At 61.4% G+C, this 19,112-nt stretch carries 13 protein-coding genes; 11 read left to right on the forward strand and 2 right to left on the reverse strand.

What is annotated here, in order from left to right:
* The first annotated feature begins 110 nt into the window (after nt 1-110).
* The 4 genes from ABD002_RS09600 (at nt 111) to ABD002_RS09615 (ending at nt 5,278) form a co-directional block, all read left to right on the forward strand.
* Nucleotides 111-539: a DUF4124 domain-containing protein gene (locus tag ABD002_RS09600; RefSeq protein ID WP_343790098.1), complete on the forward strand. Its 429-nt coding sequence runs from the start codon at nt 111-113 to the stop codon at nt 537-539.
* Nucleotides 540-693: 154 nt separating this feature from the next.
* Entirely contained in the window at nt 694-2,391 is a 1,698-nt protein-coding gene (locus ABD002_RS09605; RefSeq protein ID WP_343790101.1) for a proline--tRNA ligase, read from the forward strand.
* A gap of 311 nt (nt 2,392-2,702) precedes the next feature.
* A complete protein-coding gene (locus tag ABD002_RS09610) occupies nt 2,703-3,026 on the forward strand; it encodes an H-NS histone family protein (RefSeq protein WP_343790104.1) in 324 nt (107 codons plus the stop codon).
* Nucleotides 3,027-3,325: 299 nt separating this feature from the next.
* On the forward strand, nt 3,326-5,278 hold the full coding sequence (locus tag ABD002_RS09615; RefSeq protein ID WP_343790107.1) for an acetoacetate--CoA ligase: 1,953 nt from the start codon (nt 3,326-3,328) through the stop codon (nt 5,276-5,278).
* A 20-nt stretch (nt 5,279-5,298) separates the two neighbouring features.
* On the opposite strand, the gene ABD002_RS09620 is transcribed toward ABD002_RS09615, so the two are convergent.
* Entirely contained in the window at nt 5,299-7,221 is a 1,923-nt protein-coding gene (locus tag ABD002_RS09620; protein WP_343790109.1) for an FG-GAP repeat domain-containing protein, read from the reverse strand.
* Here ABD002_RS09620 and ABD002_RS09625 point away from each other — a divergent pair.
* From ABD002_RS09625 to ABD002_RS09655, 7 genes are all read left to right on the forward strand, one after another.
* Nucleotides 7,201-8,187, forward strand: coding sequence for a glycosyltransferase family 2 protein (locus ABD002_RS09625; RefSeq protein ID WP_343790112.1), 987 nt, complete (start codon nt 7,201-7,203; stop codon nt 8,185-8,187). The two genes, ABD002_RS09620 and ABD002_RS09625, sit on opposite strands and share 21 nt — an antisense overlap.
* A 1-nt stretch (nt 8,188) precedes the next feature.
* Complete coding sequence (asnB, locus tag ABD002_RS09630; protein WP_343790117.1) at nt 8,189-10,054, forward strand: asparagine synthase (glutamine-hydrolyzing); 1,866 nt, start codon at nt 8,189-8,191, stop codon at nt 10,052-10,054.
* Nucleotides 10,054-10,965, forward strand: coding sequence for a class I SAM-dependent methyltransferase (locus tag ABD002_RS09635; protein WP_343790120.1), 912 nt, complete (start codon nt 10,054-10,056; stop codon nt 10,963-10,965). The genes asnB and ABD002_RS09635 overlap by 1 nt, the downstream gene beginning before the upstream one ends.
* Complete coding sequence (locus ABD002_RS09640) at nt 10,958-11,713, forward strand: glycosyltransferase (RefSeq protein ID WP_343790123.1); 756 nt, start codon at nt 10,958-10,960, stop codon at nt 11,711-11,713. Before ABD002_RS09635 ends, ABD002_RS09640 begins: the two co-directional genes overlap by 8 nt.
* 23 nt (nt 11,714-11,736) lie before the next feature.
* Entirely contained in the window at nt 11,737-12,687 is a 951-nt protein-coding gene (locus ABD002_RS09645) for a lysylphosphatidylglycerol synthase transmembrane domain-containing protein (RefSeq protein ID WP_343790126.1), read from the forward strand.
* Nucleotides 12,688-12,775: 88 nt separating this feature from the next.
* Entirely contained in the window at nt 12,776-13,648 is an 873-nt protein-coding gene (locus ABD002_RS09650; RefSeq protein ID WP_343790129.1) for a class I SAM-dependent methyltransferase, read from the forward strand.
* Between the two features lie 184 nt (nt 13,649-13,832).
* On the forward strand, nt 13,833-16,148 hold the full coding sequence (locus ABD002_RS09655; protein ID WP_343790132.1) for a hypothetical protein: 2,316 nt from the start codon (nt 13,833-13,835) through the stop codon (nt 16,146-16,148).
* A 96-nt stretch (nt 16,149-16,244) separates the two neighbouring features.
* Here the strand turns inward: ABD002_RS09655 and ABD002_RS09660 are convergent, their stop codons facing one another.
* Nucleotides 16,245-19,004 carry an FG-GAP repeat domain-containing protein gene (locus ABD002_RS09660; protein WP_343790135.1) on the reverse strand — a complete coding sequence of 920 codons (2,760 nt, stop codon included), beginning with the start codon at nt 19,002-19,004 and terminating at the stop codon, nt 16,245-16,247.
* Between the last annotated feature and the right edge of the window lie 108 nt (nt 19,005-19,112).

The raw sequence follows: 19,112 nt of genomic DNA on the forward strand, positions 1-19,112 counted from the left end.
GGATACCCGGTTTTGCGAGCCCGCGCTTGTCTCCGGGCCCAACTGGTGTTATCCAGTCGCCGGTCCGGTGTGCCGCCCTGAGCACCCCGCGAGAACGCGAAGGCCCAACGATGAAGCGCAACTGGCTCCTGCTCGCCCTGCTGACCGTCGGCCTACCCGCCGCCGCCGCCGACATGTACTCGTGGACCGACGCGAACGGCGTCAAGCACTTCTCCGACTCGCCGCCACCGGCCAGTGTGGTGAAGGCACAGAAGCTCAAGGTCAAGGGCGGAGTCACCACCAGCACCGAAGCCGACGGGGAAAAGAAGGCCGAGGCCGCCAAGTCGTCCGGTCCGGCACTCGCGGCAGCGGCGGGTTATGCGCCGGAGGACATCAAGCGCAATTGCGACATCGCGAAGAAGAATCTCGCGGTGCTGGATACGCAGAAAGTGCCGGTCGACTCGCTCGGCTATCCGACCGATCTGGACGCCGCGAAGAGCCACCAGGCGCAGATCGACAAGGCGAATCAGCAGATCAAGCTGTTCTGCGCCGCGCAATAACCGGAACCGGTCCGTCTCATCCTGGCCGTATTCCAGTAAGCCGGATTTCTCCGCGTCTGGCCCGCGCGATTAAATCGCGTCTGGCGGACAGCCAGCACGCAGCCGCCGCCCCCGCTGCTAGAATTCGCGGTTCCGCGTTCATGTCTGGAACCCCATGCGCCTTTCCCGTTTTCATCTCGCGACCGTCAAGGAAGTGCCCGCCGACGCGGAGATCGCCAGCCATCGGCTGATGCTGCGCACCGGCATGATCCGCAAGCTTGCGGCAGGCATCTACACCTGGTCGCCGCTCGGCCTGCGCGTATTGAGCAAGGTCCAGAATATCGTGCGCGAGGAAATGAACCGCGCCGGCGCGGTCGAGCTGCTGATGCCGTCGATCCAGCCGAAGGAGCTCTGGGAGGAAACCGGACGCTGGGAGAAATTCGGCGGCCAGCTTCTGAAGATCAGGGACCGCAAGGACGCCGCATATTGCTACGGACCGACGCACGAGGAAGTCATTACCGATTTCGCGCGCAACGAGCTGAAAAGCTACAAGCAGCTGCCAGTCAATTTCTACCAGATCCAGACCAAATTCCGCGACGAGATCCGCCCGCGTTTCGGCGTGATGCGCGCACGCGAATTCCTGATGAAAGACGCGTATTCGTTCCATTTGACGGCGGACTGCCTCGATCGCGAATACCGCGTGATGTACGACGCGTACGGGCGGATTTTCACGCGACTGGGGTTGCAATTCCGTGCCGTGCAGGCTGACACCGGCGCGATCGGCGGAAATGCAAGCCACGAATTCCAGGTGCTCGCCGATTCCGGTGAGGATGCGATCGCGTTCTCGACCGATTCGGACTACGCCGCGAACGTGGAGATGGCCGAGGCGCTCGCGCCGGCCGTTGCACGTTCCGCGCCTTCAGCCACGCTCGAAAGAGTGGCGACACCGACCCAGAAGACCATCGACGAGGTGTCCGCCTTTCTCGGCATGAAGCCGGAGCAGTGCATCAAGACGATCCTCGTGCGCGGTCACGACGGCCTGGTCGCGCTGTGCGTGCGCGGCGACCACGAGATCAACGAGGTGAAAGCCGCGAAGCTCGCCGAGTTGCCGGGTGAATCGGTGCTCGCCGACGAAGCCGAAATCGTGCGCGTGACCGGCACGCGGCCGGGCTTCATCGGTCCGGTCGGCCTGCCCGACTCGATTCCGGTCATCGTCGACCGCAGCGCCGCGGCCGTCGCCGACTTCGTCTGCGGCGGCAACCAGGACGGCACGCATTACCGTGGCGCGAACTGGGAGCGCGACGCGCGCATCACGCGCATCGCCGACATCCGCAAGGTCGTCGAGGGCGATCGCTCGCCCGACGGCCATGGCACGCTGAAGATCGCGCGTGGCATCGAGGTCGGCCACGTGTTCCAGCTCGGCTCGAAATACGCCGAGGCGATGGACGCCACCGTGCTCGACGACGCCGGCAAGGCCAGGGTCATGCAGATGGGCTGCTACGGCATCGGCGTCAGTCGCATCGTCGCCGCCGCGATCGAGCAGAACCACGACGATGCCGGCATCCGCTGGCCGGAACCGATGGCACCCTGGCGCATCGCGATCTGCCCGATCAACGCGGCGCAGAACGCACAGGTGCGCGAGGAAGCCGAGAAACTCTACGAGGACCTGTCCGCGCGCGGCATCGAGGTGCTGCTCGACGATCGCGGATTGCGCCCCGGACCGATGTTCGCGGACATCGAATTGATCGGCATCCCGCATCGCATCGTCGTGAGTGAGCGCGGCCTCGCTGCAGGAACGTTCGAATATCGCAAGCGAAACGAGAGCGAGAACCGGGCGATCGATCGGGAAGAATTGCTGCGCTGCTTTTCCTGATTCCGCATTCCGGCAGGCCCTTTGTTTTCGTCGACCGAAGTAATCCTGAATAAGCCGATATCACGACATAGGCTGGAATGCCGGAGCGACGCAAGCCGCGGCTTTGCAAAATTTGTGATCGAAGCGGCAAGCCGAGTGCGTAAAATGCGGTGACATCCGAATCCAATGGATTTGCCGTGATAAAATGTGACGCCTATCGCATGTGCCTTACGACATGTATGCGTCCGCGATCCGGGCTTGTTAGCATTAATGGGTTCATTTTCTGTAACTGATTGCTTGCTCATCCGATAATAATGAGAGGTAGACAACGCATGGCGATTGATCTCAAGTCCCTGAACCACAACCAGCTCTCCGATCTGATCGCGCGCGCGAAAGCGCGCCAGGAAGAACTGGTCAAGGAAAAGGCCTCGAAGCTTCGCGACAAGATCAATGCCCTGGTCAAGGCTGAAGGTTTCGGTCTCGATGAGGTCTTCGGCCGCGCCGGCGGCCGCGGCAAGGCGCGCGGCAAGGTGAAGGCGAAATATCGCAACCCCGCCGACCCGGCCCAGACCTGGACCGGCCGTGGCAAGCGCCCGCGCTGGTTCAATGCCGCGCTCTCCGCCGGCAAGAAGGAAAAGGATCTGCTGATCGGCTGATCGACGCGATCCGCTGCACCGCTTGCAAAGACGCCGGCCTCGCGCCGGCGTTTTTGCTTGTGGCGACCCTGCGAAACGTGCGTCGTTCGCTGGCAGCTCCGCAACGCTTGCTGGATAATCCGGCCGTCCCGCTCGAAGGAGGCTCTATCGCGATATCAGGGAGCCGTATCCCTCGCACAGCGCGGTCACATCTCCCTTGCGCACGTCCACAACCAGCGATGATCCCGGCATGGCGTCGTGGCTCATCGATGAGCTTCGCAAACCCGCAGGAACGCATGTCAACCAACCTTGGGTCGTCCATGAACAAACCGATCTGGGAGCCGGGCACGGAACGCATCGAGCGCTCGAACATCAGCCGCTTCATGCGGTTCGTGCGCGAGAGCACCGGCAATGAGGATATTCGCCGCTACTCCCCGCTCTACGATTTCTCGGTCCGCCATCCCGAGAAGTTCTGGCCGCTGGTCTGGGAGTTCTGCGGCATCCGCGCGCACGGCGAGTACGAACCCGTGCTGGTCGACCGCGAGAAGATGCCAGGCGCGCATTGGTTCCCGAACGTCACCCTGAACTTCGCGCAGAACCTGCTGCGTTTCAGGGATGAGCGCACCGCGATCGTGTTCCGCAACGAATGGGGACACCAGCGCGAATTCACTTACGCGGAACTGCATGCGGAAGTCGGCAAGCTCGCGCATGTACTGAAGCAGGCCGGCGTCGGTGTCGGCGACCGCGTCGCCGGCTTCCTGCCGAACATCCCGGAAACCGTGATCGCGATGCTCGCCGCGACCTCGCTCGGCGCGACCTGGTCGTCGTGCTCGCCGGACTTCGGCATCCGCGGCGTGGTCGACCGCTTCGGCCAGATCGCGCCGAAGGTGCTGTTCACCGCAGACATATACGGCTACGGCGGCAAGCGTTTCGATTGCCTGGAGAAGATCTGCGGCGTACTCGGCGAATTGCCGAGCGTCGAGAAGCTGGTCGTGATCCCGTACAGCGGCGAGCCGCTGAAGCTCGACGGCTTGCGCAATGCCGTCGCGTGGCCGGATTTCGTTGGCACACGCGAGCATGCACCCGAGTTCGTCGCCCTGCCCTTCGACCACCCGCTCTACATCATGTATTCGTCCGGCACGACCGGCGTACCCAAGTGCATCGTGCACGGTGCCGGCGGCACCCTGATCCAGCACCTGAAGGAACTCGTGCTGCATACGGACCTCAAGCGCGAGGACCGGTTCTTCTACTACACGACCTGCGGCTGGATGATGTGGAACTGGTTCGTGTCCGGCCTCGCGGTCGGCGCGACCCTGGTGCTCTACGACGGATCGCCCTCGCACCCTGACGGCAACGCGCTGTGGGACCTCGCCGACGAGGTCGGCATCAGCGTGTTCGGCACCAGCGCGAAGTGGATCAGCGCCATCGAGAAAGCCGGCGTGAAGCCGCGCGAGACGCACAAGCTGCTGCAACTCAAAACCATCCTGTCGACCGGCTCGCCGCTCGCGCCGGAGAGCTACGACTACGTCTACCGCGACATCAAGGAACGCGTGTTGCTGGCGTCGATCTCGGGCGGTACCGACATCATCTCGTGCTTCGCGCTGGGTTGCCCGGTGCTGCCGGTCTACCGCGGCGAACTGCAATGCCGCGGCCTCGGCATGAAGGTCGAGATCCTCGACGACGCCGGCAAGCCGGTGCGCGGCGAAAAAGGCGAACTCGCCTGCACCGCACCGTTCCCGTCGATGCCGGTGCTCTTCTGGAACGATCCAGACGGCGAGAAGTACCGCAACGCGTATTTCTCACGCGTGCCGAACATCTGGTGCCACGGCGATCACGCACTGCTCACCGAACGCGACGGCGTGATCATCTACGGGCGCTCGGATGCGACCCTGAACCCCGGCGGCGTGCGCATCGGCACCGCGGAGATCTACCGCCAGGTCGAACAGGTGCCGGAAGTGCTCGAATCGGTCGCGGTCGGCCAGCACTGGGGCGACGATGAACGTGTGATCCTGTTCGTCCGCCTGCGCGAGGGCGTCGTGCTCGATGACGCGCTCCGCGAGCGCATCGCCAAGCAGATCCGCGCGAACACGACCCCTCGCCACGTGCCCGCGAAGATCCTGCAGGTCGCCGACATCCCGCGCACGATCTCCGGCAAGATCACCGAGATTGCGGTGCGCGATACGATTCACGGATTGCCTGTGAAGAACACCGATGCGCTGGCGAATCCGCGGGCTTTGGAATGTTTCCGCGACCTCGTGGAGCTTCGGAACTAGCGCCGTACGCAGGTTCGGCGCTAGTCGAAACCGTTGCGGAAGATCAAATCCTGGAAATAGACGCCGGTGTTGCGGGCATCGCTGCGGAACTGCGTCCACGGCATGTTGGCAAGCGTCGCCTTGCTGTTGGGAAATGTCCACACGTACAGCGCACCAAACTGTGCCGTGGAATTTGAGGCACTGCCCACGACCAGTTCGATATGGCCGTCGCCGAACAGGTCAGCCGCGGTCGGCGTGCTGAAGATCGAGTAATTCGATTGCAGCTGCCAGACCGCGGGATTGGGTGTGCCCAGAGTGCAACGATCCACATGCGTCTCCGTGAGTTGCTGGCCTGCGCGATTCCAGACAACGATTTCAAATCCGGAGGCCAATGCGATTTCCGGGACGCCATCGCCGTCAAGATCGACCACGATCGGCGACGCGACGGTACCGAAATGAGTGTCGGTACCGGTCCCATCGGTATTGCACGAATGCGGTATGACAGGCTGCACCGGCCAGCCCGGGGATTCCGTGCCGTCGCTGCGGATCACATGGGTGTAGCCCATCTGGTCGTTGGTTGCGTCGTTGGTTTTGATCAGCGTGTTGATGACCGTTTCGAGCTTGCCGTCGCCATCGAGATCAGCCAACGCCGGCGAAGCGGTGCGCGAACTCTGGCTCGGCGTCGCAAACGGCCAACCCGGAGCTGCTGTGCCGGTGGCATCAAACGCATAAGTCGCCTCTGTCACTGTCTGCGGATTCGGAACGCAAGTCGACATGTCAAAGCAGCGTCCGTTCCCGACCACGATCGAAGGATGGCCCGTGTGACCGATGTCGCCGATCGCCGCCGACGAGTAGATCACTTCGTTGAGCTTCTTCGGAAAGCCGGGCAGTTCGCCGATACCATTGCCACGGAATGCGCGCAGCTGCCCGCCCGTCAGCTGACCGTTTGGCAGCTTCCACTGGCTGCTGTCGTTGGCAATGATGACATCGAGCTGACCATCGCCATCAAGATCGTAGAGCGCGGGTGAGGGCCAGACGGTGTCGATCACATCGTCCGGGATGCCCTTGACCCACCAGAGTGAGCAATCTGCGTGCAGGGCGCGGATATGTGCATCCCAACTGCCGAATACGATCTGCATCTCGTTCGGGCGTGTGGCGTCGAGGTGTCCCAAGGCCGGTGAGCTGTAGACACCCTGGGCGAGCTTCGGTGGCTGGTCCAGCGCGGTGAATGAGCATTTCAACGTGCCGTCGTGGCGGAGCACGAAGACGCCTCCGCCATTCACGTAGTTCTGGCCAGCGCCGACGACGATTTCAGGTTGGCCATCACCGTCGATGTCGGCGATCGCGGGCTTGGTCGGCACCTCCATATTGGCAACCTTGGTGGCCCAAAGGAGCGTTCCGTTTGCGTGGTAGGCGACGACATAGCCGCCCGTCGTGCCAACCACAATGTCCGCGAAGCGGTCGTTGATCAGGCCCAGGCGCGAAACCGCGGGACTAGAAAACTGCACCCGGCCAACATCGGCCGGGATAGTGGCCCCCTTCAGATCGGCGCCCTTGAATTCAACGGGAAAGCCGGGTGGACAAGCCGGATTCGTCCGCCAAGGGCACGGAAATGCGTCCGCCCTGGCAAAACCGGCGCACGCCAGCAGGAGCAGGCACAAGGCCCATTTCAAGACGCTGTCGCTCATCGCTTTCCTACTCATGTGACAAGATCGGGGCGGACCGTCGTCAGATACTGCCAATCCTCGCTCCGCACCCTGTAGCCTAACGAACCTGCGCACCGGGTTGCGTGACGTCGGCAGCAAAGCCATACGGCCCTCCGCTGCGGTTTCACAGCTCGCCCGCACGCAGCGGCATCGGTTAGCATCCCTTGCCTGCCTAGCGAAAATCGCGCCAATCGGCATCGGCGTGTTCAGCGTCACCTTATCGGCCAACGGTTCTTCATGGACGCACCACGAACCCATACCAATCCGCGTATCACCATTACCGTGCCGGTCTACAACGAGCGCGACAACATCACGCCGCTGCACGAAAAAATACGCACCGCCATGGTGGAGCTCGGCCACCCATGGGAATTGGTGCTGGTCGACGATGGCAGCCGCGACGGTTCGAGTGACCTGCTCGACGAGATCGCCACCCGGGATCCACATGTCACCGTGGTGCATTTCCCGCGCAACTACGGCCAGACGGCCGCGATGATGGCCGGCATGGACCACGCGCGCGGCGACATCATCGTGCCGATGGACGGTGACCTGCAAAACGATCCCGCGGATATTGGCCGCTTGCTCGACAAGCTCGACGAGGGCTTCGACGTTGTTTCCGGCTGGCGCAAGGATCGCCAGGACAACGCGATCAAGCGCAACCTGCCGAGCAGGCTGGCGAATACGCTGATTTCGCGCGTCTCCGGCGTGCATCTGCACGACTACGGTTGCTCGCTGAAAGCATACCGACGCGAGATCCTGGACGGCGTGAAGTTGTATGGCGAGATGCACCGCTTCGTGCCGATCTATGCTGCATGGAACGGCGCGCGGGTCGCCGAAATTCCAGTACAACATCATCCGCGCATCCATGGCGAGTCAAAATACGGCCTCGAGCGCGTCATCAAGGTTGTCCTCGACCTGATGGTAGTGAAGTTCCTGTTCCGCTACGCGAGCAAACCGATCTATGTGTTCGGCGGCTTCGGGGTTCTCAGCATCCTGTTCGCGCTGATGGCGGGATTTTTAGCGATCGGCCTCAAGATTTTCGCTGGTACGTCTCTGATTCAGACGCCGCTGCCACTGCTCAGCGTGTTCCTCGGCGCCATCGGCGTGCTCAGCATCCTGATGGGGCTGCTGGCCGAAATGCTCAACCGCACCTATCACGAATCGCAGTCGAAGCCGGTCTATCGCGTGGCGCGGGTCGTGCGCATGCAGTCAGCAGAAACAGCCTGACATGTGCGGGATCGCGGGTTTTTTTGGTAACGGCGATGCCGACGTGCTTCGGCGCATGACCGATCGCGTGCGTCATCGCGGACCGGATGACGAGGGTTTCCTGGCCGATCCGCTCCAGGGTGCGTTTCTCGGTCAGCGGCGCCTGTCCGTGGTCGACATCGCCGGCGGCCACCAGCCGATGTCGACCGCCGACGATGCATACACGATTGTCTTCAACGGTGAGATCTACAACTTCCGCGAGCTGCGCCGTGAGTTGACCGAGCTCGGCGCGCGTTTCGTCTCGGATCATTCCGACACCGAAGTACTGCTGCACGGCTATCGCCAGTGGGGCGAGCGCTTGCCGCATCATCTGAACGGGATGTGGGCATTCGCGATCCTCGACCGCGTGCGGCACCGCGTTTTCTTCTCGCGCGACCGCTTCGGCAAGAAACCCCTGTTCTGGAGCCTGCGCGGTGACACGCTGGTGTTCGCCTCCGAACTCACCTCGATGCGGGAGCATCCAAGTGTGCGCGGTGAATTGTCGGAGCGCGCGCTGCGCAAGTATTTCGCGCACGGTTTCGTGCCGGCACCGCTCACGTTCTTCGTCGACGTGAACAAGTTGCCGGCGGGGCATTCGCTCACGTTCGATCTGGGCGCGCGCACTGCGCGCATCGAACGCTGGTGGCAGTACCAGCCCGAACCGTTCGAGACGCGGCCCGTGGATGCGGAGACGCGCTGGACCGAGGAATTCTCGGCGCTACTCGACAAGGCGGTTGCACGCCGCTTGGTCGCCGACGTTCCGGTCGGCTGCTTCCTGTCTGGCGGGCTGGATTCCTCGACCGTCGCCGCGCTCGCGATACACCACACGGGTCGTGATCGCCTGAAGACCTTCTCGATCGGCTTCGAGGAAGCGAGCTTCGACGAGACCGGCTACGCCCGCCAGGTCGCTGCGCACATCGGCGCCGACCACCAGATCGAAACCCTGTCGATCCAGCGTGCACTCGACATCCTGCCGGACATCGCTGCGCGCTGGGACGAGCCCATTGCCGATTCGTCGATGCTACCGACTTATCTGCTCTGCCAGCATGCGCGCCGCCACGTCACGGTCGCACTTGGCGGCGACGGCGCCGACGAACTGCTGGCGGGCTACGATCCATTCCGTGCGCTGCGCTATGCTCGCGCCTACGAGAAATGGGTACCGAAGCCCGTTCACAGGGCGATCTCGCTGCTTGCGGCGCGCTTGCCGGTCTCTCATCGGTACATGAGCTTCGATTTCCGCGCGAAGCGCACTCTACGGGGTCTCGATCATCCTCCGCATCTCTGGCTGCCGGTCTGGATGTCTCCGCTGGCGCCATCGGAGTTGGATCAACTGTTCAACGCGCCAGCCGATCTGGATGACGTCTATAGCGAGGCGATTGACGCTTGGGACAGCTGTGCGTCGACTGACATAATTGAACGCACGATCGCGTACTACATCCGCCTCTACCTGCAGGACGACATTCTCGTGAAGGTCGACCGCGCAAGCATGCTTCATTCGTTGGAGGTGCGCGCGCCGTTCCTGGACATCGACCTGGTCGACTTCCTGCGCCGCCTGCCGGCTGACATGAAACTGCGCGGGAGCACCAGCAAGTACATCCTGCGTCAGGCCGCCAGGCCGCTGCTGCCCTCCGAGGTGCTCACACGCGGCAAGCAGGGCTTCGGCGTGCCGATTGGGCGTTGGCTGCATGAAGGCAGACTTCAGGTCGACCCCATGCTCGGCATCAACCCAGTGTTCTGGCGACGACTGAATGAGGAGCATGGGCGTGGACAATACGACCACCGCCTGGCACTGCAGACGCTGCTGGCAATAGCCCCCCTCGGCGCGGCGAAATTCGCCGGGAGCCCCTGATGCTGCAAACCGAAACATTGAGCCGCTGCCCGATCTGCGCCGGCGCCAGCCTGCACCGGATGCTGACTGCGCCGGATCATGAATCACACACGGGTGACTACGGCATTGACGAATGCGCTGACTGTAACGCCGCCTTCACCAATCCGCGCCCTCTCGAAAGCGAGTTGCCCAAGCTTTACGAACAGCGCAGCACCGCAGACTTCCCACGCATGGACAGCACCGCGCAACGCTTGCGGGACTACGCAATCGATCGCTATCTCAATGGCCAGCTGGGTGATTCTCCAACGTCGGCGGCCACGGACTTTCGCGCGCTCGATTTCGGCTGCGGTGATGGTGCACTCGCACGTGGGCTGGTGCGCATCGGTCGCGCGCGCGGCTGCGCGATCGAAGTGACGGCGGTCGACTTCCACGACGTAGCGCCGCCTGCGCTCGCGAACATCGGAACCACGGTCAACTACCGGTCCAACGACGAATGGCGCGCGAATCCGTCGCGCTACAACGCGATATTCCTCCGCCACGTGCTCGAACATCACCCGCAGCCGTTGCATCTGCTTGGCGAACTGGCGGCAACGCTGCGCCCGGGCGGACGTCTGTTTATCGAGGTCCCCAACCGACGCAGTGTGTGGGCACGCGTGTTCGGCCCAGCCTATTTCGGCTACTACCTTCCGCGCCACTTGTTGCATTTCGACGCACTTAGCCTGCGCGATGTGATCGAACGTGCGGGTATGGCCTGCGCGTCACTGGGACTGGCGCACACCCCTCTTATCGGACGCTCACTCGGCTACCTGAGTGGGCGCGACATCGGCAATACGGGCCCGCTGGGTCTGGCCAGCTATCCGCTGCAAATCGCGGTGGATGCCATTGCCGGCTCGTCGTCCACCTTGCGCGCTGTCGCCATCGCCCATGGCTGAGATCTCGCTTGGCATCCCGGTATTCAACTCGGCCCGTTTTCTCGACGAGTTGTTCAACAACTTGTGCATGCTCGATCCGATACCGGCAGAGATCGTGTTCCTCGACGATGCATCGAGCGATGATTCCGCTTCGCGCATCGAACACTTTATTGCCGAGCATGGTGCGGCCGTTGGCGCGCGATTGATACGCAGCGAACGCAATGCGGGCATTGCAGGCGCCTACAACCGTCTGGCCCACGAAGCGCGCAGCGACTTTGTGCAGCTGCTCGATGCAGATGACATTCTCGCTGACATCGATTTCTATGCGCGCGTCCAGCCCGCGTTGCGCGACAACATCGACATTGTCATCACCGGTCTGCGCAGCAATGCGAGGCTACTGGATCTTTGCTCGCGCGCGTTCGGTAAAATCGTGCCACGGCAGCTGCCGCCCTGGTGGCCGGTACTCGGTTCGTTCGCGACTCGGGCCGGAGTCATCTATCGCCGGCAACGCCTGCTGGAAGCGCCGTTTCCCGACCCGATGTGGCCGGGCTCTGACGTGGTTCACCTGCTGCAGCTGCGTAGAAGGGAGACCTGCGTGTTCCTGGCGCAACCGCGCGTGCTCTATCGCGTGCATCGCGATGCTCAATCGAGTCGACAGCGTGACTACGCCTCATATCGCCACGCGCTTGCGCAGTTTGATTGCCCGACGCGTGTCACTCATCTGCTGGATCTCGGATTGCGCGATGTCGGCCGGCGATGGATGCGATGAGAGGGTCGGATGGTTCACCGCGCGTGCCTGCCTGGCGTTCGCCCGCATGGCGCAACGTTCTTAAGCTCTTATTTGGTCTGTTGCTCGTCGGCATCCTGTTTTGGCGCCTCGATATCCACCAGATACTGAACACATTTCGACAATTCAGCTGGCCCTATCTGCTCGCGGCGCTCGGATTATTCGTGCTCTCCTGGCCGATCGCGACCGCGCGCTGGCAATTGTTCGCGCCGCGGTTTGCATTCCGCCATTTGTTCGAGCTCACCCTGATCGGCCAGTTCTACGCAGTTGTGCTCCCGGGCCAGATCGCCGGCGAAGCAGTCAAGGCGTATCGCCTCGCGAAGGGCAGCGCCGATGCAGAGCGGCTCGCTGCATCGGTCGCGATGGATCGCATGATCGGGACCATCACGCTGCTGCTCGTCGCCGCCGGTGGCATGGCGCTGACGCCGCACGCGATACCCGGTCCGCTGCGCCAGATCTTCCTCTGGCTCATCGTGCTGCTGATCGGAGGGCTGTTCGTCTTCAACATTCCCGCAATACACGCGATGGCCGAGAAAACGATCGTGCGAGCGGCGATGCTTCCACGGCTGCAGCGTCTGTCGCCAGTGCTGCTGCGCCTCATACACGCGTGGCGGGATTTCGCGCGCGCACCATGGCGATTGCTGGCGAGTCTGCTGCTCGGCCTCATGCTGCAGTTCATCGCGCTTGGCATGTACTCGATACTGGCTATCAACCTCGGCCTCTCGGTGTCGCTGTCCGACTGGGCCTGGATCGTCGGCGTCACGTCGTTGGCAATGCTGTTGCCCGTGTCAATCGGCGGCATCGGGCTGCGCGAAGGCAGTCTGGTTGGTTGCCTGGGCTACCTTGGTGTTGCCGGGGAACCTGCAATTGCATTGTCGCTGGCCATCTTCGCGATCACACTCGCGGGCGCGTTGATCGGTGGAGTCATCGAGCTGGCGCCATGCTGGCGGCACTGACGCGAATCGGTATGCGAAAATCACGCGTCGCATCAGCCCGCTCTCTGTGGTGTGCTTGCGCGCTGGCCTATGGACAGATGAGACCCACATGACGAGTATCCATGATGAGCGCTTTCGTGATGAGAACGGCATCTTGGTGCCCGCGAACCGCTCGAAACCACCGAGCTATGACTTCAACGAAGCAGCGTTCGATGACATGCTGCTGATGCAGCGCGAACATTTCTGGTATCGCGGGCGGCACAAGTTCCTGCTGAAGGTTTTCGAGAGCGAACTCGCGCGGCGATTCAAGGATCGCGACGACCTGCGCGCCATCGACCTCGGAGGTGGATGCGGCGGTTGGGTCGAGTACCTGCATGACCGCATCCCCCGACGATTCCGGGAGCTTGCTCTAGGCGATGGATCGATGCGAGCCCTGGCCTTGGCCGAACCAGTCGTCGGTGCATTTGCCGAGCGTTATCAGATCGACCTGCTGAATCTGGCATGGTCGGAAGACTGGGATGTCGTGTTTCTGCTTGATGTACTTGAACACGTCCCAGACCACGTCGAAGCTCTACGCCAAGTGCGCAAAAGCCTTCGGCCAGGCGGCCTGCTATTTGTCGCCGTGCCGGCGCTTGAATTCTTCTGGAGTTACAACGACGAATTGGCCGGCCATCAAAGGCGTTACTCAAGAAAAGATTTTCAGGCGCTGAGCGCGCAGGTTGATATGGAGCTTCTACGAACGAATTACTTCATGTTCTTCCTCAGCCCCGCGCTATTCCTTAGCCGTATGTTGTTTAAGCCAGGGAAATCATCGACCGCCGAGGAGATCCAGGCACATTTGGAAAATTCCCACAGGGTGCCTTCCAAGCTAGTAAACTCGCTGGCAACTCGTATATTTTCGCTGGAAGCCGGCTTGGTCGATAAACTGGCCTTGCCGTGGGGCACATCGATTCTCGCCGTATTCAGGCGACCCGACAATTAGCCGGAGAGCCTCCACCTCGCGGCTTATGATCAGGCAGCGAACCACTATATGGCGAGCGCCCAATGGTTACTTCCGCCTCGTCACGGGATGCTTCCGATTTCGGCTTGCGATTCCAATCGTCGACGCCGCATCTTTCCAGTTGCTGCCTCTTATCTCCTTGCGCAAAGCATTCTAGGAAGAATAGATGACATCAATCATTCGTCGTTCGGTTGATGCCGATCAGATCAAAAAGCGCCAAGCTTTCGAAAAGCGAGTGCGCGCCGCGGGCCAAGCGATTCTTGCGCTCATTCTGTTTTCCATTTTGTTCGTATGGGTTGGAGGCATAACGCGGCTCGATCTCAATGCGCCTCTGGTCTATAACGGCGATGCGCTATGGATGCTCGCCTACTACGATCAGGACTACATTAACGATGATATAAATGTGCGCCTACACGCACCGTTTGAACTGCAGAGCAAAGAGACTTGGCGCTATGCCTACGATGCTCTTCAGCACTCGAACTCGAATCTGATGTGGGCTGGTTATCTGGTCGGTGGCAACACGATCAGTGCGATGAATTACTACTACCTGGCGACGTTTCTGCTTATTTTTGCAAGCGCATATTGGGTCATTGGTCGTCTTGGCCTGTCCAATCCATTCCGTTTCGGTGCAGCGACGCTGTATGCGCTGATGCCCTATCACTTTCAGCGCAGCGTCGGACACCTGTATGAATCGAGCTATTACCTGATTCCGTTGCTGGCGCTGGTGCTGGTCTTGCTTTGGCAGGCACGACCGCTGGCGTATCGGATCGGACCCGGTGGCTGGCGCTTTGACATTCGCGACCGACGCCTGTGGCTTGTGCTGGCGTTACTGATTCTGCTTGGCTCCTTCCATCCGTATCACCAGTTCTTCTTCGCCGCGCTGGCGGTTTCGGTAGCGCCATTCGCAGGCTGGTACCGGCAGAGTTGGCGCCCGGTGTTGATCGGCTTCGGACTCGCTGTCATTGCTCTGGTGCCGCTGGTCGTGCAGCCCGCGATCGAACGCTGGCTTGCCGACCCGCAACTAGCGCTGGCGATCAACAACCAGTCGATCAGCGGCTATGGCGGAGCCGAGACGTTTCCGCTCAAGATGATCCAGATCATTCTGCCGGTGCAGGGTCACCGCTGGCCTTTGCTGGCGCATGTCCGCGCCGCCTACGACGCCGCGCATCCGTTGAACAACGAGAACAGCACCACCTCACTCGGTTTGATTGGCGCGATCGGCTTTCTGATCTGCCTCTTCGCCGCACTGCTGCCGTCGCGATCGGACAGACTCGGAACCTTGCGCATAGCCGGCTTGATCGTGTTGATCTGCGTACTCATCGCCAGCATGGGTGGCGTCAGCTCGATGATCTCCACTGCGAGCAACTGGCTGTTTGGACCAACTTTCCCCCTGACTGAAGCGCGCGGCTGGAATCGCATCATCCTGTTCATCGGCTTCTTTGCTTATTTCGCCGCATTCTGGGCTTTGCGTTATAGCCTGCTCTGGCTCCGCCGGCGCTGGATCCCGACGTCGGCTGCGGCGGTCGTCATATGGCCAGGATTCATCGCGGTGCTGGCATTTGCGCTCTGGGACCAGATTCCCAGCCCGATCCAACAGCAGAACCCAAGCACGTTCTACAGTGACCAGCGCTTCTTCGCACAGATCGAGCATGAGTTTCCTGCCGGTAGTCGCGTCTTTCAGTACCCTTTCGTTATCCATCACGCCTCGGACTGGGTTCTGCCAGGGGTCTACTACACAGACCAATTGCGACCCTATATCTCGACGCAAACCTTGCATTTCACATTTGGCGGCGATCTGAACACACCGCAGTTGCTTTGGTACGAAGCAGCTTCCCAACTGACACCCGATCAGCAGGCCCCCTATCTCTGTGCATATGGTTTTTCGGGTCTCCTTCTGCACCGTAACATGGTGAAGGACGTGGCAGCGGTCGAGCGACCGTGGCAGGAGCAGCTCGGGGCCGCACCGATCGTCAGCCAGGACGCCCAATTCGCGTTCTTCGACCTGAGGCCCTACTGCACGAACCACGCAATCGCGCCGCTGGATCTCGATCCGATCCGGGTTCATTTGATGCAGCAATTGGCGGACCGAGGTACGAGATACCTGGGTGCCGGCGATATGCCGTCGACTATCGGCAAATTGCGCGCCGATGCCGACGGCTCGATAAGTCGGTCCGCAGCCGCCGACGGGGAAGGATTTCTCGTCTATGGGCCTTATCTTGACCTGGCCGCAGGCCACTATTCGTCAGCGTTCGATCTGGCACTGGACGGCAATGGCGCTGTTCCGATCGACGTCACAGCGCAACGCAACGGCCAGACTGTCTCCTTGACCCAGGCAATCCTCACTGGGAGTACTGCGCGCTATCAGAAGCTCGTCGAATTCGAAGTAAAAGCCGGTGATGCCAGCCTCGAATTCCGCGTGTACAAACCTCGAGGAATCAGCGCGCAGGTGTTCGGCGTCGCTATCCATCCGCTCGACCAATGACCCGCTGGTTTGGCGCTTGGCTGGTCGGACTTCGATACGCCGTTTGCGACTTTTGAAGAGATAAGCCGGCTGCCCCCTTAGTGGCGTCGACCCAACTCACTGCTTGGGTGGCGACATCAGGGTCACGCGCGGGGCACTCGCAGCGCCAAACACCCGGCCATCCGCATAGATCGTCACGTTCTGCCCGGCCTCGGCTGCGACGTTGACTTGCCGATCGGACAGCCGCACGTCGATCGCATATGCTCCCAACCAGGGCGCGGCGAACTGCAGGGTGTAGGGCGTGTTGGCCATGTAGCCCGATCCGCCGTCGATAACATCGGTCATGACGAAACCAGGCTTGGCCATCGGGCGCACGCGCACCACCCGACCGAACTGGTTGCGCTCCCCGTTTGGCCCGAGCACGGTGACATGGATGACCCGGCTGGTGCCGGCTCTATTCAGCAGGATTTTCGTATCGATAACGCCCGACGGAGTTCCACTATCGGAATCTGCGCCGGGAAAACGGGAAACGATGTCCATCGTCCCGCTGCCGTCGAAATCGGCGAATGTCTGCAGGTCGTTCCACGGGCGGTTGTTGTCGCTGCTGTAGCCATCGTCGTAGAAATCGCTCAGCACATACCTGTCGGTACGGTTCAGCAGCAGTTTGGGTTGGGAATGTGCGCCAGTCGCAAGCAAACACGAATCATCCGCGCCTGTGGAACAACCGCCACCAACCACCAGATCCGGGCGCCCATCGCCGTCCAGATCGGCTGCGTTCATGCCGTACGACTGGTTGTATGCGACGTCCGCGGGCATCACATCGACGAGCTGAAAACTGTATCCGTTGGATTGCCATATCTGCGGCCCGCTCCACGGCACCTGCAGAACCATGTCGAGATTCCCATCGTTGTTCCAGTCAATGAACTTGGCGCCTTCATCGAATTGCGGCTGCAGGCCACGTATCGCGGCTTCGTCGACGAATACCGGCTGCCCACGTTGGGTGGTGCGGTTCATGAACAGTCGACTGCCGACGTACAGGTCGATGCGACCGTCACCGTCAATGTCGGCGGCCTGCGCGCCTTCGGGTCTCAGATAGACCGATTGAGTTGCTGCGACGCCCGAACTCACCGACATGTCGGTGAAGTTGCCATGACCGTCGTTGATCAACAGGTAATTGTGGTCGGCCGACGTGCAATAAGGGCATTGCGAGTACTTGGGCAGGAAAATATCGAGACTGCCGTCATTGTCGAAATCGGCGACGACGATGGTTTCTCCATAGCCGCCCAGGCCCAGCGCGGTGAACGCCATGTCCTCGACAAACTGGCCGTTGCCGATGCCCCGGAACAGCAAAACGCGTGAGTTGGCATCGCCGCCATAGGAATACACATTGGCAATCACGTCGTCGATGCCATCGCCGTTGAAGTCGGCCACGCGCAGGTCGCGCCAGACGCGGCCGTTTGCGCGGAGTGCAGAAAGGCCCATGCCCGCCTCCGGGGCCAGGGTAAACCCTCCATGGCAATCGCCCAGTGCGCCAAGGATGTCGATGCAGCCATCTCCATTGATATCCGTGATCGCCATCGGGCCTGCATAACCCAGATCTACCTGGTCAAAATCGAGCAGATAGGCTTCCGGACTAGGTGGCGTCTGCAAGCCGAAAATGTTCGTGCTCACGCTGAAGTAGCGTGCGGCAGCGAAAGCCGGGGCGCTACGTGCGTAACTCAGCGTTGTCCCGTCGACGGTGAGCGCATTGCCAGTTGCCGTAGGGTTGTTCTGCGCCGAGGCGTAGACCGCGTAGTTCTGGATGTTTGGCAGTGACGGCCAAGTCACGCTGACCTGGCCATTGACCTGGGTTACGACAGGCCTGTCCAGCGGCAGCACCCAGCCAGTAGTGCCCGGATAGGGCATGTCCGGCGTCGGTGGCAACAGATAAGTCGATTGCACCAAGGCCCCGGACATCTTCCAGATCTGGCTGTACCCCAGATCGCTAGTGAATAGGATGTCGGTATGTCCGTCACCGTTGTAGTCACCAACATCCACGACCTGCCAGTTCGACGGCAACGACGTCGAGCCCGCTATCGCTCCGCCATTCTCGAAACCGTCGAAAAAGATGTCGTCCGTGTTGGCATGCGTCAGCGCAGCGTCACTGTGCGACGGACCATCCATGTAGGAGAGGCTCAGCGAACCGTCGGGCAGGCGCCAGAGCAGATCGGCTTTGCCGTCGCCATCGAAGTCCGCGGTTTTTGCCAATTGCCAGCCGAACGGTATCGCCGGGTCGAGCTCGCTCGTCGAGAGAATTCCGCCTTCTCCGAGCTGCCACAGCAGGTAACCGGATGGCGTACTCCACAGCAGGTCGGCATTGCCGGTGCCGTAGAAGTCGGCCACGGCAACTGCGGACGCGGAGGCTGGCGCGGAACCCAGCGCGACCCAGCTGCCACCGTAACAGCCATCCGTCAACCACGCATTGACGGTGCCATCCGGACCAAGCCAAAGGACATCCGACTTACCGTCGCCGTCTATGTCACCAATACCCAGAAATGCGCTTCCGGGCGTGACCATTGCCTGCTCCAGATTGCACTGGTAGGCAAACTGTCCTCCGGACACGATCCAGATGAATGGCAACCCGTCGCTGGTCACCCACAAGATTTCAGTATCGCCTGCTCCGTCGAAGTTTCCGGTACCGAGGATGCTCGCACCGCTGCCCGCGACGATCCCGATCGGCTGTCGTACCGGCGTTGCCAGTCCGTTCATCAGCCACAATATCGGCTGACCATCGGCCTGACGCCAGAGCACATCGCTGGTACCGTCGCCGTTGAAATCGGGGCCTGCCACCGCGCGGGCCTGCATGAACAGACAGCACAGGACAAACCCGGCGACCATCACCCATATTCGCAATGTTGCTGTCGCTGGCATCGCTTATGCTGCACCGTGTTCGTTCGATCGATCCACAATGGATAGACGATCTCCAACGCGCCCGCTATGGGCACG

Source organism: Dokdonella soli (assembly GCF_039523175.1).
In the GTDB taxonomy this organism is placed as follows: Bacteria; Pseudomonadota; Gammaproteobacteria; order Xanthomonadales; family Rhodanobacteraceae; genus Dokdonella_A; species Dokdonella_A soli.